The organism is Pantoea sp. PNT03, assembly GCF_014852515.1.
GTDB lineage: Bacteria > Pseudomonadota > Gammaproteobacteria > Enterobacterales > Enterobacteriaceae > Pantoea > Pantoea leporis.
This window is the reverse complement of the sequence record NZ_JACVBT010000001.1, coordinates 471,950-486,830: the sequence shown is the minus strand read 5'-3', so window position 1 is coordinate 486,830 and position 14,881 is coordinate 471,950. Positions and strand designations below refer to the sequence as shown.

The following is a 14,881-nucleotide window of genomic DNA, read 5'->3' as shown; positions in this document are numbered from 1 at the left end:
TTGGGGAAAACGAAAAATGCTGGAGAGCACACGCCTTGATGAACCGTCGAATTAAAACAAGCTTACTGGCCGTAGCCGTGATTGCCGTGCTGGCGGGCGGCTATTATTGGTGGCAGCATCCAGCAGAACCGAATAAACAGCCGCAGGTCGAAGGTCAGCAGCAGCGTGGTCGCGGCGCAGGTGGCAAACGCCCCTTAGCGCCAGTGCAAGCCGCCGCTGCCACCACCCAAAGCGTGCCGTATTTCCTCAGTGGCCTTGGTACCGTGACCGCCGCCAACACCGTTACGGTGCGCAGCCGCGTTGACGGCCAATTGATGGCGCTGCACTTTCAGGAAGGAGAGCAAGTGGCCGCTGGCGCGCTGCTGGCGGAAATCGATCCGCGCCCTTATCAGGTGGCATTAACTCAGGCGCAGGGCCAACTGGCAAAAGACCAGGCTACGCTCGCCAACGCGCGCCGCGATCTCAGTCGCTATGAAAAACTGGCGAAAACCTCGCTGGTGTCGCAGCAGGAACTCGATACGCAACGTTCGCTGGTGAGCGAAACGCTCGGCACCCTTAAAGCTGATGAAGGCAACGTCGCCAGCGCCCAGCTTAATCTCACCTACAGCCGCATTACTGCGCCGATTGGTGGACGGGTCGGCTTGAAGCAGGTGGATGTCGGCAACTACATCACCTCCGGCGATACCACCGGATTGGTGGTGATCACCGAAACGCACCCCATTGACGTGGTGTTCAGCGTCGCCGAGAACAACATCAGCCAAATCCTCAAGGCGCAGAAAAGCGGACAGCCGCTGATCGTCGAAGCCTGGGATCGCAGCAACAAAACGCTGCTGACCAGCGGCACGCTGTTGAGCCTCGATAACCAGATCGATGCCACCACCGGCACCATCAAACTCAAAGCACGCTTCAGCAACGAAGATGACACGCTGTTCCCGAATCAGTTTGTCAATGCGCGTCTGAAAGTGGACACCTTGCAGGATGCGGTGGTGATCCCCACCGCCGCATTGCAGATGAGCAACGACGGTCACTTTGTCTGGGTGGTCAACAGCGACAACAAAGTGAGCAAAAAACGCGTTACCGCCGGTTTGCAGGATAGCCAGAAAGTGGTGATCAGCGCGGGCCTCGAAGCAGGCGAACGCGTGGTGACCGACGGGCTCGATCGCCTGACGGAAGGTGCCACCGTTGAAGTGGTGGCACCGCAAAGCGTCGCGACCCACAGCACGCGCGCTGCGCAGCCCGCACGCGGAGAGCGTCAATAATGCAGGTGATGCCTCCTGACAGCAGCGGTGGACCTTCGCGCCTGTTTATTCTGCGCCCGGTCGCCACCACGCTACTGATGATCGCCATTCTGTTAGCCGGCGTGCTCGGCTACCGTTTTCTGCCGGTTTCCGCGTTACCTGAAGTCGATTATCCGACCATTCAGGTGGTTACGCTCTATCCCGGCGCTTCTCCCGATGTGGTGACCTCTTCCATTACCGCGCCGCTGGAACGCCAGTTTGGCCAGATGTCCGGCCTGAAGCAGATGGCGTCGCAGAGTTCGGGCGGCGCGTCGGTTGTCACATTGCAGTTTCAGCTGACGCTGCCACTGGATGTTGCCGAGCAGGAAGTACAGGCAGCGATCAACTCCGCCACCAATCTGCTGCCGAGCGATCTGCCAAATCCACCGGTCTACAGCAAAGTGAATCCGGCCGACCCGCCGATCATGACGCTCGCCGTCACCACCACCAGCATGCCGCTCACGCAGGTGCAGGATATGGTGGAAACGCGCGTGGCGCAGAAGATTTCTCAGGTTTCGGGCGTAGGTTTAGTCACCCTGTCGGGCGGGCAACGTCCCGCGGTCCGCGTGAAGATGAACACCCAGGCGCTGGCCGCGCTCGGCCTGACCAGCGAATCGGTGCGCACCGCCATTACTAACGCTAACGTCAATTCGGCGAAAGGCAGCCTCGACGGCCCAACGCGTTCAATTACGCTGTCCGCTAACGATCAGATGACCTCGGCGGAAGATTATCGCAAGCTGATCATCAGCTATAACAACGGCGCGCCGGTGCGACTGGGCGATGTGGCGACCGTCGAACAAGGTGCCGAAAACAGCTGGCTGGGCGCATGGGCGAACCGTCAGCAGGCGATTGTGCTCAACGTGCAGCGCCAGCCCGGCGCTAACATCATCGCCACCGCCGATAATATTCGCGCCATGCTGCCCGGATTAACCGCCACGCTGCCGAAATCGGTGGAGGTGAAACTGCTTACCGACCGCACCACTAACATCCGCGCGTCGGTCAGCGATACCCAGCACGAACTGATGCTGGCGATGGGTTTGGTGGTGATGATCATCTACCTGTTCCTGCGTAACGTTCCGGCGACCCTCATTCCCGCCGTCGCCGTGCCGCTGTCGCTGGTCGGCACCTTTGCCGCGATGTATTTCCTGGGCTTCTCGATCAACAACCTGACGCTGATGGCGCTGACCATTGCCACCGGTTTTGTGGTTGATGACGCCATCGTGGTGATCGAGAACATCTCGCGCTATATCGAAAAAGGCGAAAAGCCGCTGACGGCGGCGCTGAAAGGCGCGGGCGAGATTGGCTTTACCATTATCTCCCTCACCTTCTCGCTGATTGCGGTGCTCATTCCGCTGCTGTTTATGGGCGATGTGATTGGCCGCCTGTTCCGCGAATTCGCCGTGACGCTGGCGGTGGCGATTTTGATCTCCGCCGTGGTGTCGCTGACGCTGACGCCGATGATGTGCGCCCGCATGTTAAGCGCTGAATCGCTGCGCAAGCAGAACCGCTTCTCGCGGGCCAGCGAAGCGATGTTTGACCGCATTATTGCCCGTTACGGACGCGGCTTAACGCGCGTGCTGCTGCATCCGTGGATCACCTTATCGGTAGCGCTCGGCACCTTGCTGATCACCGTGTTGCTGTGGATCATGATCCCCAAAGGCTTCTTCCCGCAGCAGGATAACAGCATTATTCAGGGCACCTTGCAGGCGCCGCAGTCGGTCTCTTACGCCAACATGGCAGAGCGCACGCGCGATGTCGCCTCGATCATCATGAAAGATCCGGCGGTGCAGAGCATGACCTCGTTTGTCGGCGTCGATGGCACCAATGCCGCGCTCAACAGCGCGCGCCTGCAAATCAACCTGAAGCCGCTGGATGAGCGTGACGATCGCATTCCGGCCGTGCAGCAGCGTCTGCAACAGGCGTTAGCCAAAGTGCCCGGCATTTCGCTGTGGCTGCAGCCGGTGCAGGATTTGACCATTGATACCCAGGCGAGCCGTACGCCGTACCAGTTCACGCTGCAATCGGGTTCGCTGGAGTCGCTGAGTTTGTGGGTGCCGAAACTGCTGGAGCAACTTAACACGCTGCCACAACTGCGCGACGTCAGCAGCGACTGGCAGGATCAAGGTCTGGAAGCTTTTGTAAGAGTCGATCGTGACAGCGCCAGCCGCCTCGGCATCAGCATGGCCGACGTGGATAACGCGCTGTATAACGCCTTTGGCCAGCGCCTGATCTCCACCATTTACACCCAGGCTAATCAGTATCGCGTGGTGCTGGAGCAGAACAGCGACGCCACGCCAGGACTGGCGAGCCTCGACGGCATTCGCCTGACCAGCAGCGACGGCGGCAGCGTGCCGCTCAACGCCATCGCTCAGATTGAGCAGCGCCACGCCGCGCTCAGCATCAACCATCTCGACCAGTTCCCGTCGGCGACCTTCTCGTTTGATGTCGCAGAAGGGTATTCGTTGGGCGATGCGGTGAAAGCGGTGAGCGCAGCGGAAGATCAGGTGGGCATGCCCGCCGAAATGATGACGCAGTTCCAGGGCAGCACGCTGGCCTTTGAAGCGGCGCTGTCCAGCACCGTGTGGCTGATCGTGGCGGCGGTGGTGGCGATGTATATCGTGCTCGGCGTGTTGTATGAGAGCTTTATCCATCCCATCACCATTCTCTCGACGCTGCCCACCGCCGGTGTCGGCGCGCTGCTGGCGCTGATGCTGAGCGGTAATGAGCTGGATATCATCGCCATTATCGGCATTATTTTGCTGATCGGTATCGTGAAGAAAAACGCCATCATGATGATCGACTTCGCGCTGGCAGCGGAACGTGAGCAAGGCATGCCGCCGCGCGAGGCGATTTATCAGGCGTGCTTGCTGCGTTTCCGCCCGATTCTGATGACCACATTGGCGGCGCTGCTCGGTGCACTGCCGCTGATGCTGAGCACCGGCGTTGGCGCGGAGTTGCGTCGTCCGCTGGGCATCGCCATGGTGGGCGGTTTGGTGGTGAGCCAGGTGCTGACGCTGTTCACCACGCCGGTGATCTATCTGCTGTTTGATCGCCTGTCGCACGCAACGCGCCGTCGCTTTAAGCGCCCGGAGGCGCAGTCGTGAAGTTTTTCGCGCTGTTTATCCATCGTCCGGTCGCCACCACTTTGCTGACGCTGGCGATTGCGCTGGCCGGTATTCTCGGCTTCCGTCTGCTGCCGGTGGCGCCGCTGCCACAGCTGGATTTCCCGGTGATTTTGATTTCGGCTTCGCTGCCCGGTGCGTCGCCGGAAACCATGGCGGCATCGGTGGCAACGCCGCTGGAGCGCTCGCTGGGGCGCATCGCGGGCGTCAGCGAAATGACCTCCACCAGCTCGCTGGGCAGCACGCGCATCATTCTGGTGTTCGATTTTGATCGCGACATCAACGGTGCGGCGCGCGATGTGCAGGCGGCGATCAACGCCGCGCAAAGCCTGCTGCCAACCGGCATGCCGAGCCGTCCCAGCTATCGCAAAGCCAACCCTTCCGATGCGCCGATCATGATCCTGACGTTGACCTCGGACATTTATAATCCCGGTCAGCTGTATGATTACGCCTCAACGCAACTGGCGCAGAAACTGTCGCAGATTGAAGGCGTGGGCGATGTGACGGTCGGCGGCAGTTCACTGCCGGCGGTGCGCGTTGAACTCAATCCGCAGGCGCTGTTCAACCAGGGCGTATCACTGGATGCGGTGCGCACCGCCATCAGTAACGCCAACCAGCGCCGTCCGCAGGGCGCGATTGATGACGTGCAGCAGCGCTGGCAGTTACGTACTAACGGAGAATTGCAAACCGCCAGCGAATATCAGCCGCTGGTGGTGCACTACAACAACGGTGCGGCAGTGCGCCTCAGCGATGTCGCTAACGTGCAGGATTCGGTGCAGGATGTACGCAACGCCGGGATGACCAACGGTAAAGCGGCGGTGCTGCTGGTGGTGCGTAAATCGCCGGAAGCCAACATCATCGATACCGTCGATCGCATTCGTGGCGAATTGCCGGAACTGCACGACGTGATCCCCGCCGCCATCGATCTGCAAATTGCGCAGGACCGCTCGCCAACGATTCGCGCCTCGCTGCATGAAGTGGAGCAGTCGCTGATCATCGCCGTCGCGCTGGTGATTCTGGTGGTGTTTGCCTTCCTGCGTGACTGGCGCGCCACGCTGATCCCCGCCGCTGCGGTGCCGGTTTCATTGATTGGCACCTTCGCCGCCATGTATCTGTGTGGCTTCAGCCTGAATAACCTGTCGCTGATGGCGTTGACCATCGCCACCGGATTTGTCGTCGATGACGCCATTGTGGTGCTGGAGAACATTGCGCGCCACGTCGAAGCGGGCATGAAGCCGCTGCAGGCGGCGCTGACCGGCGTGCGCGAGGTCGGTTTTACCGTGCTGTCGATGAGCCTGTCGCTGATTGCCGTGTTTCTGCCGCTGCTGATGATTGGCGGCATTATTGGTCGCTTCTTCTCGGAGTTCGCCATTACGCTGTCGGTGGCGATTCTGATCTCGCTGTTTATCTCGGTCACGCTGACGCCGATGATGTGCGCTTATCTGCTGAAACCGCAGGTCAAACGTAGCCAGCCACGCATCCGCGGTTTCGGCAAGCTGCTGATGAAGGTGCAAAACGGCTACGCGCGCTCATTGGGTTGGGTGCTGAATCACGCCATTTGGGTGCTGATGTTGCTGCTCGGCACCGTGGCGCTCACCGTGTGGCTGTTCATCTCGATCCCGAAAACCTTTATGCCGGAGCAGGATACCGGCCGCTTACAAGGTTTTATCTCGGCGGATCAGAGCATTTCGTTCCAGGCGATGCGCGGCAAGCTGCAGGATTTCATGAACATCATCAAAGCCGATCCGGCAGTGGATAACGTCACCGGCTTTACCGGCGGTTCGCGCACCAACAGTGGCTCGATGTTCGTCTCGCTCAAGCCGCTCTCCGAGCGCAGCGAAAGCGCGCAGGAAGTGATTGCCCGGCTGCGTATCAAGCTGGCGAAAGAGCCCGGTGCCAATCTCTATCTCAACGCGGTGCAGGACATTCGCATTGGCGGACGTGAGTCCAACGCCAGCTATCAGTACAGTTTGCTGTCGGATAACCTGAATGATTTGCGCGAATGGGAGCCGAAAATCCGTCAGGCGTTCGCCGCCCTGCCCGAGCTGGCGGACGTCAACTCGGATCAGCAGGACAACGGCAGTGAAATGAACCTGACTTACGACCGTGAAAGCATGGCGCGGCTCGGCATTGATGTCTCGGCCGCTAATGCCCTGCTGAATAACGCCTTTGGTCAGCGCCAGATCTCCACCATTTATCAACCGCTCAACCAGTACAAAGTGGTGATGGAAGTTGATCCGCGCTACACCCAGGACATCAGTTCACTCGATCAGATGTTTGTGATTAATAGCGACGGCAAAGCGATTCCGCTGAGCTGGTTTGCCAAGTGGCAACCGGCCAACGCGCCGCTATCGGTGAACCACGAAGGCTTGTCGGCGGCGTCCACCGTTTCCTTCAACCTGCCGGAAGGCGTATCGCTGTCGCAGGCGTCTGAAGCTATTGACCGCACCATCACCGCGCTTGGCGTGCCTTCCAGCGTGCGCGGCAGCTTTGCCGGCACCGCGCAGGTGTTCCAGCAGTCGCAATCCAATCAGCTCTACCTGATGCTGGCGGCGATTGCGGCGGTGTATATCGTGCTGGGCATTCTGTATGAGAGCTACGTGCATCCGCTGACCATTCTCTCCACGCTGCCGTCGGCGGGCGTCGGCGCGCTGCTGGCGCTGGAGCTGTTCAACACGCCGTTCAGCCTGATTGCGCTGATCGGCATTTTGCTGCTGATCGGTATCGTGAAGAAGAACGCCATCATGATGGTCGACTTTGCGCTGGATGCCGAGCGCAACGGCAATCTGTCGCCGCGCGACGCGATTTTCCAGGCGTGCCAGCTGCGTTTCCGCCCGATTCTGATGACCACGCTCGCCGCGCTGTTTGGCGCACTGCCGCTGGTGCTGACCAGCGGTGACGGCGCGGAGCTGCGTCAGCCACTCGGCATCACCATCGCCGGGGGTTTGGTAATGAGCCAACTGCTGACGCTCTACACCACGCCGGTGGTCTATTTGATGATGGATAAGCTGCGGCGGCGTAAGAAAAAGGTATTGGTGACGGGTTAGGCAGGTCGCCATTTATGGTGACCGTATAGCAGAGGAGATTGAGTGGACACGAAAAACGCCACCGTGCGCTGGCAGCTGTGGATCGTCGCGTTTGGCTTCTTTATGCAGGCGCTGGATACCACCATCGTCAACACCGCGATCCCATCGATGGCGCGCGATCTCAACGTCAGCCCGCTGAATATGCACTCGGTGATTGTCTCCTATGTGCTGACCGTGGCGATTACGCTGCCGATCAGCGGCTGGCTGGCGGACCGCTTTGGCGTGCGCAATATCTTCTTCTGCGCCATTGTGCTGTTCAGCATCGGCTCGCTGTTGTGCGCCTTCTCCGCCACGCTTGATGAGCTGATTATGGCGCGCGTGGTGCAAGGCATTGGTGGCGCGATGATGGTGCCGGTTGGCCGCTTAACGGTGATGAAAATTGTGCCGCGCGAGCAATATATGTCGGCGATGACCTTCGTCACCACGCCGGGACAAATTGGTCCGCTGCTCGGACCGGCGCTGGGCGGGATTCTGGTGCAATACGCCAGCTGGCACTGGATTTTTTTGATCAATATTCCGGTTGGCATTATTGGCGCGATTGCCACGCTGACGCTGATGCCGAATTACACCATGCAGACGCGGCGCTTCGATTTTCTCGGCTTTGTGCTGCTGGCCGTCGGCATGGCGACCTTAACGCTGGCGCTGGATGGCCAGCGCAGCTCCGGCGGATCGCCGCTGTTGCTCGGCTTACTGATTCTGGTTGGGGTGTTTTCGCTGCTGTTCTACCTGATGCACGGCCGCAACAACGATAATGAGCTGTTCAGCCTGAAACTGTTTGATAACCGCATCTATTCAATTGGCCTGATCGGCAGTTTTACCGGCCGCATCGGTAGCGGCATGCTGCCGTTTATGACGCCCATTTTCCTGCAGGTCGGCCTCGGCTACAGCCCATTCCACGCCGGATTGATGATGATTCCAATGGTGCTCGGCAATATGGGGACTAAGCGCGTGGTGGTGCGCATCGTCAACCTGTTCGGCTATCGCAATGCGCTGGTCGGCGCGACCCTGGCGCTGGCGTTGGTGGTGCTGCTGTTCCCGCTGGTGGCGCTGCTGGGATGGATTTGGCTACTGCCGATGGTGTTATTACTGCAGGGCATGGTCAACGCCATCCGCTTCTCTTCGATGAACACGCTGACGCTGAAAGAGCTGCCGGACGATCTGGCTTCCAGCGGCAACTCGTTGTTATCGATGATCATGCAGCTGTCGATGAGTATTGGCGTCACCGTGGCCGGTTTGCTGCTGGGCGCATTTGGCCACGGCGTGGTAACCGACAGCGCGGCGGCGCATCAAACCTTCATTTATACCTATCTGTGCATGGCGCTGGTGATTGCGCTGCCGGCGCTGGTGTTCTGGCGCGTACCGAAGGATGTCAGTAAAAACGTTGACCTTAGAGGCAGGAGCAAAGGATGAAGCGGCCGGTAAAATGGGGCATTGGTGCCAAGCTGTTTGCGGCGATTTTTTCCACCTGCATGCTGGTGATCATCACCATGCATTGGGGCGTGCGGCTCAGCTTTGAGCACGGCTTTGTGGATTACATCAAAAAAGGCAACGAGCAGCGCTTAACCCTGCTGAGCGATGCGCTGGCCGATCAGTATGAACAGCACGGTAGCTGGGATTTTCTGCGCAGCAATGACAAGCTGATTTTTTCTATTTTGCGCTCGCTGGAGCAGAATCCGGGCAGCGTGAATCAGTTACCGCCGCACGGCTGGCGCACGCAGTTCTGGATTATCGATCAGCAATACAAAGTGCTGTCAGGGCCGCGCCAGCCGGTGCCGCCGGAAGGCACAAGGCGCAATATCACCACCAGCAACGGCAAAATTGTTGGCTGGGTGATTGCCTCACCGGCTGAACGTCTGACGCGCAGCACCGACATCAACTTTGATCAGCAACAGCGGCGCACCAGCTGGATGATTGTGGCGCTGACCGGGTTACTCGCCGCGCTGGTCACCTGGCTGCTGGCGCGCGGTTTACTGGCACCGGTAAAACGGCTGGTGGATGGCACGCACCATTTGGCGGCGGGCAATTTCGCTACCCGCGTGGAAGTCGGCAGCAGCGATGAACTCGGCCAACTGGGCCGCGACTTCAACCAGCTTGCCAGCTCGCTGGAAAAGAACGAAAGCAACCGCCGCGCCTTTATGGCCGACATCTCCCATGAACTGCGCACGCCGCTGGCGATTCTGCGCGGTGAGCTGGAAGCGATGCAGGATGGCGTGCGCAAGCTGACGCCGGAAGCCATCAGTTCATTGCAAAGTGAAGTGGTGGTGCTGACCAAACTGGTGGAGGATCTGCATCAGCTGTCATTATCTGACGCGGGCGCCCTCGCCTATCGCAAGCAGCCGGTTGATCTGGTCACTCTGCTGGAAGTGGTGGCCGGCAGCTTCGGCGAACGCTATCGCAGCCGCGGCTTAGCTCTTAATCTGGCGTTACCCGCGCAGGCGGAGAGCTTTGGCGATCCCGATCGCCTGATGCAGCTGTTCACCAATTTGCTGGAAAACAGCCTGCGTTACACCGACAGCGGCGGCGCGGTGCAGCTCTCGATGCAGCTGGCGGGCGAAAACTGGCAGCTGCGGTTTGCGGATAGCGCGCCGGGCGTTGATCCGGCCCATCAGGCACAATTATTTGAACGATTTTTCCGCGCGGAAAGTTCACGCAATCGCGCCAGCGGCGGCTCTGGGCTTGGCCTGGCGATCTGTAAAAACATCGTGGAAGCGCATGACGGCAGCATCAGTGCGGATCACTCTGATTTAGGTGGACTGCAAATCACGCTAAACTTGCCGTATGTTCCTCACTAGACGCCACTTATGAGCCCGGAAAATAGCGATCCTCTGATCCTTGTTGTAGAAGATGAACCCAAACTGGCGCAGCTGATGATTGATTATCTGCAGGCGTCCAACTATCGCACGCACCACATTGCCGACGGTAACGCGGTGTTGAGCTATGTTCAGCACACGCCGCCGGACCTGATGCTGCTGGATTTGATGCTGCCCGGCCGCGACGGCTTAACGCTGTGCCGCGAAATTCGCCGTTTCTCGGAACTGCCGATCATCATGGTGACCGCGCGCACCGAGGAGATTGATCGCCTGCTGGGGCTGGAAATCGGCGCGGATGACTATATCTGCAAGCCGTTCAGCCCGCGTGAAGTGGTGGCGCGCGTCAAAACCATTTTGCGCCGCGTCAAACGTTCGCCGGAAGAGGCGCAGCAGGAATCGCCTTTGCATATTGATGAGAGCCGCTTTCAGGCCAGCTGGCGTGAACAGCAGCTGGAGCTGACGCCCGCCGAATTTCGTCTGCTGAAAACGCTGGCGCTGGAGCCGGGAAAAGTGTTCTCGCGCGAGCAGTTGCTCAATCATCTCTACGACGATTACCGCGTAGTCACCGATCGCACCATCGACAGTCACATCAAAAACCTGCGCCGCAAGCTGGAAAGCCTCGATGCGGAACAGCCGTTTATCCGCGCGGTGTACGGCATGGGTTATCGCTGGGAAGCCGACGTCTGCCGCTTGCTGTAGCCTGCAACGGCTTACATTGATCCAGGTCAATTTACATCGGGTGCGGGCCTGCCTACAATTCCCCACCTTTTGCAGGGCCGTATAATGTGGCCGCTGCACCTGCCATCCACGATGGCATGCTGACCTGACATCAGTGAGAAAATCCATGTTAAAACCTGAACTGCTTTCTCCAGCGGGATCGCTGAAGAATATGCGCTATGCCTTTGCCTACGGCGCTGATGCCGTCTACGCTGGCCAACCGCGCTACAGCCTGCGCGTGCGCAACAACGAATTCACCCACGAGATTCTGGCGCAGGGCATCAATGAAGCCCATGCGCTCGGTAAGAAATTCTACGTGGTGGTCAACATCGCCCCGCACAACGCCAAACTGAAAACCTTTATCCGCGATCTGACGCCGGTCATTGCCATGCAGCCGGACGCGCTGATCATGTCCGATCCCGGCCTGATTATGCTGGTGCGTGAAGCCTTTCCGCAGATGCCGATTCATCTGTCGGTGCAGGCCAACGCGGTCAACTGGGCCACGGTGAAATTCTGGCAGCAGATGGGGCTGACGCGCGTGATTCTTTCACGCGAGCTATCGCTGGATGAGATTGCAGAAATCCGTCAGCAGGTGCCGGAAATGGAGATTGAGATCTTCGTGCACGGCGCGCTGTGCATGGCTTACTCCGGCCGCTGCCTGCTCTCGGGCTACCTCAACAAACGCGATCCTAATCAAGGGACCTGCACCAATGCCTGCCGCTGGGAATACAAAGTGGAAGAAGGCAAGCAGGATGAGATGGGCAATATCGTCGGTTTCCATGAGCCGGTTAAGGTGCAGGAGCCGACTTTGGGCGTCGGCGCCACCACCGACCGGGTGTTCCTGCTGGAAGAGAAGATGAAGCCGGGTGAGGTGATGAGCGCCTTCGAGGATGAACACGGCACCTACATCATGAACTCTAAAGATCTGCGCGCGGTGGCGCACGTTGAACGCCTAAGCCAAATGGGTGTGCACTCGCTGAAAATCGAAGGCCGCACCAAATCCTTCTACTACTGCGCGCGCACCGCGCAGGTTTATCGCCGTGCCATTGACGATGCCGCTGCGGGTAAACCCTTCGATCCAGCGCTGCTGGAGACGCTGGAAGGTTTGGCGCATCGCGGTTACACCGAAGGCTTTCTGCGTCGTCATACCCATGACAGCTATCAGAACTACCAGCAAGGTTTCTCTATCTCCGAGCGCCAGCAGTTTGTCGGCGAATTCACCGGCGAACGTCGCGGTGACTGGGCGCAGATTGCGGTAAAGAATAAGTTTATGCTCGGGGATTCTGTCGAGATCATGACGCCCGAAGGCAACCTTAATTGCACGCTGGAAACCATGCAGAACGATAAAGGATCGGCGGTGGACGTGGCGCCAGGCGATGGACACCGCGTGTGGATCCCGGTCCCGGAATCGGTCAACCTCGCCTTTGCCCTGCTGTTGCGTAATTTCACCGATGGCCACAGCACCTACGATCCACACGGGAAAAATCGCACATAAAGAAAAGAAAATGGCGAAGTTAGAGTAGGATCACAGACCCTTTCTTCGCCTCGCTTTAGAATCTCGCCTGCTGCTAACGAGTAAGAATAAAAGCAGGTAGTACCAGGAACCACCTCATTCACCCGCCCGGCTCCCCCGTGCGGGTTTTCTTTTTTGATCGCCCACCGATTTTTTCGTCGCCCGCCGATAAAGTTCTCTCTCCAGCTATGCTATAACCAGTGCTCTGTCTCTCGCATCAAGGAACTGATAATGCAAAACAAACCGCTGACGCTGCTGATCCTCAACGGGAAAGGCGCAGGTAATGAAGATTTGCGCGCTGCGGTGAATACGCTGCGTGATGAAGGCTTTAATCTGGCGGTGCGCGTCACCTGGGAAAAAGGTGATGGCGATCGTTATGTACAAGAAGCGGTCGCTTTGCAGGCAGAAACCGTGGTGGCTGGCGGCGGTGATGGCACCATCAATGAGATCGCCACCGCGCTGGCGGGATTACCCGAGCAGCAGCGTCCGGCGCTGGGCATTTTACCGCTCGGCACCGCCAATGATTTCGCCACCAGCGTCGGTATTCCCGAAGGGATGGAACCGGCTTTACGTCTCGCGCTGGTGGGAAAAGCCACGGCTATCGATTTGGCGCGCGTGAACGGCGATCGCTACTTTATCAATATGGCGACCGGCGGATTTGGCACGCGCATCACCACCGAAACGCCTGAAAAGCTGAAATCGGCGCTGGGTGGTGTGTCGTACTTTATTCATGGTTTGATGCGCGTCGATGCGCTGAAACCGGATCGCTGTGAAATCAGCGGCCCCGGCTTTAACTGGCAAGGCGATGCGCTGGTAATTGGCATCGGCAATGGACGTCAGGCCGGCGGCGGACAAAAGCTCTGCCCGGATGCCTTAATCAATGACGGACAGCTCAACCTCAGCATCGTCACCGCGCAAGAGCTGCTGCCAACGTTGCTGCATTCGCTGACGCGTGATGATGAAAATCCGAATATCGTCACGGCGCAGCTGCAGTCGCTCACCATCCGTTCACCCCATGAGATGACGTTTAATCTGGATGGCGAACCGCTGACGGGAAGTGAGTTTGAGATTGAAGTGATGGCGGGCGCACTGAGCTGCCGTTTGCCGCCGCAATGCCCGTTACTTGCTTAATGCACATTACCGTAGCGGCGCGCTTTCAACGGCGCGCAATACATTGCGCCGCTACGATATTATTCAGTTAACTGTGATTACACTTTCATCCAGCGGCGTTCCAGTGCGGAAACCGCAACCGCTTCCAGCACCTTCTGCACCTGCAATCCTTCGGCGAAATCTGGCCACATGCGATCGCCAGCGGCAATGCCATTGATTAAATCGCGAATCTCGACGGTTTTCTGATCGTTGAAACCGATGCCGTGCCCGGCAGAGACGCAGAAGTTAGCGTAATCCGGATGCGCCGGACCGGTCAAAATGGTTTTGAAACCCTGGCGGCCTGCCGGTTCATCGTGAATATACAGCTCCAGCTCGGCCATACGTTCCTGGGTATAACGCAGCGTGCCTTTGGTACCGGTGACCACATAGGTCAGGCCCATTTTGCTGCCGCAGGCGATACGCGAGGTTTCAAACACTCCGTGCGCACCGTTTTTAAAGCGCAGCAAGGCGCTGGCCTGATCTTCGTTTTCCACCGGCAGCAGGCGCGAAGTATCCTTCGGATCCGGACGCTCTTTAATCACCGTCATCATATCGCCGCTGACTTCTTCAATATCACCGACCAGATAGTGCGCCATATTCACAATATGCGCAGCGAGGTCGCCAAGCGCGCCTAATCCGGCCAACGCTTTCTGGCAGTGCCAATCGAGCGACGTTTCCGGCCGTGCCAGATAATCTTCATTGTGCGTGCCGTAGAAGTGCACCACATCGCCGATTTCACCACGCGCGATAATCTCGCGCGCCAGTTGGCTGGTGGGATTTTTCATGTAGTTAAAGCCGACCAGCGTTTTAACGCCCGCCTGCTGCGCCGCTTGTACCATCTCTTCCGCATCGGCCACTGATAGCGATAACGGTTTCTCGGAGTAAACGTGTTTGCCATTGCGAATCGCTTCCAGCGCCATCTCTTTATGCAGGAAGTTTGGCGCGCAGATATCAACCACATCGATGTTCGGATCGCGCACCAGCTCGTGCCAGTCGCCAGTAGAACGGGCAAAGCCAAAAGTTGCCGCCTGTTTTGCTGCCAGCTCTGAGTTCACTTCCGCCAGCATTTCACGCACGATCTCACCTTTCAGGGCAAAAACTGTAGGTGCCTGAGCGTAAGCAATCGCGTGACAACGACCGATGTAACCACTGCCAATCATTCCAATTCTGACTTTATTCATGACTATTCCCGCGTTCGCTTAAGAGT

Annotated in this window: 9 protein-coding genes; 8 read left to right on the top strand and 1 reads right to left on the bottom strand. The window is 58.5% G+C overall.

Annotated elements, in window-relative coordinates; translation table 11 throughout:
• The first annotated feature begins 38 nt into the window (after nt 1-38).
• From IB226_RS02350 to yegS, 8 genes are all read left to right on the top strand, one after another.
• A complete protein-coding gene (locus IB226_RS02350) occupies nt 39-1,259 on the top strand; it encodes an MdtA/MuxA family multidrug efflux RND transporter periplasmic adaptor subunit (protein ID WP_101763352.1) in 1,221 nt (406 codons plus the stop codon).
• Nucleotides 1,259-4,381 (top strand): MdtB/MuxB family multidrug efflux RND transporter permease subunit, encoded by a 3,123-nt coding sequence (locus tag IB226_RS02345; protein ID WP_192233371.1) that lies wholly within the window; start codon nt 1,259-1,261, stop codon nt 4,379-4,381. The genes IB226_RS02350 and IB226_RS02345 overlap by 1 nt, the downstream gene beginning before the upstream one ends.
• Nucleotides 4,378-7,446 carry a multidrug efflux RND transporter permease subunit MdtC gene (gene mdtC / locus IB226_RS02340; RefSeq protein ID WP_192233369.1) on the top strand — a complete coding sequence of 1,023 codons (3,069 nt, stop codon included), beginning with the start codon at nt 4,378-4,380 and terminating at the stop codon, nt 7,444-7,446. Before IB226_RS02345 ends, mdtC begins: the two co-directional genes overlap by 4 nt.
• A gap of 42 nt (nt 7,447-7,488) precedes the next feature.
• A complete protein-coding gene (gene mdtD / locus IB226_RS02335) occupies nt 7,489-8,895 on the top strand; it encodes a multidrug transporter subunit MdtD (protein ID WP_192233367.1) in 1,407 nt (468 codons plus the stop codon).
• On the top strand, nt 8,892-10,277 hold the full coding sequence (gene baeS / locus IB226_RS02330; protein ID WP_101763347.1) for a two-component system sensor histidine kinase BaeS: 1,386 nt from the start codon (nt 8,892-8,894) through the stop codon (nt 10,275-10,277). Before mdtD ends, baeS begins: the two co-directional genes overlap by 4 nt.
• 9 nt (nt 10,278-10,286) lie before the next feature.
• Entirely contained in the window at nt 10,287-10,994 is a 708-nt protein-coding gene (gene baeR, locus IB226_RS02325; RefSeq protein ID WP_101763346.1) for a two-component system response regulator BaeR, read from the top strand.
• 145 nt (nt 10,995-11,139) lie between these two features.
• Nucleotides 11,140-12,507 (top strand): tRNA 5-hydroxyuridine modification protein YegQ, encoded by a 1,368-nt coding sequence (yegQ, locus tag IB226_RS02320; protein WP_101763345.1) that lies wholly within the window; start codon nt 11,140-11,142, stop codon nt 12,505-12,507.
• A 249-nt stretch (nt 12,508-12,756) separates the two neighbouring features.
• The gene (gene yegS, locus IB226_RS02315) at nt 12,757-13,656 is read left to right on the top strand and encodes a lipid kinase YegS (RefSeq protein WP_110866633.1); all 900 of its coding nucleotides are present in this window, start codon (nt 12,757-12,759) and stop codon (nt 13,654-13,656) included.
• 77 nt (nt 13,657-13,733) lie between these two features.
• On the opposite strand, the gene IB226_RS02310 is transcribed toward yegS, so the two are convergent.
• Nucleotides 13,734-14,855, bottom strand: a complete 1,122-nt coding sequence (locus IB226_RS02310; protein WP_192233365.1) for a Gfo/Idh/MocA family protein — start codon at nt 14,853-14,855, stop codon at nt 13,734-13,736.
• Nucleotides 14,856-14,881 lie beyond the last annotated feature (26 nt).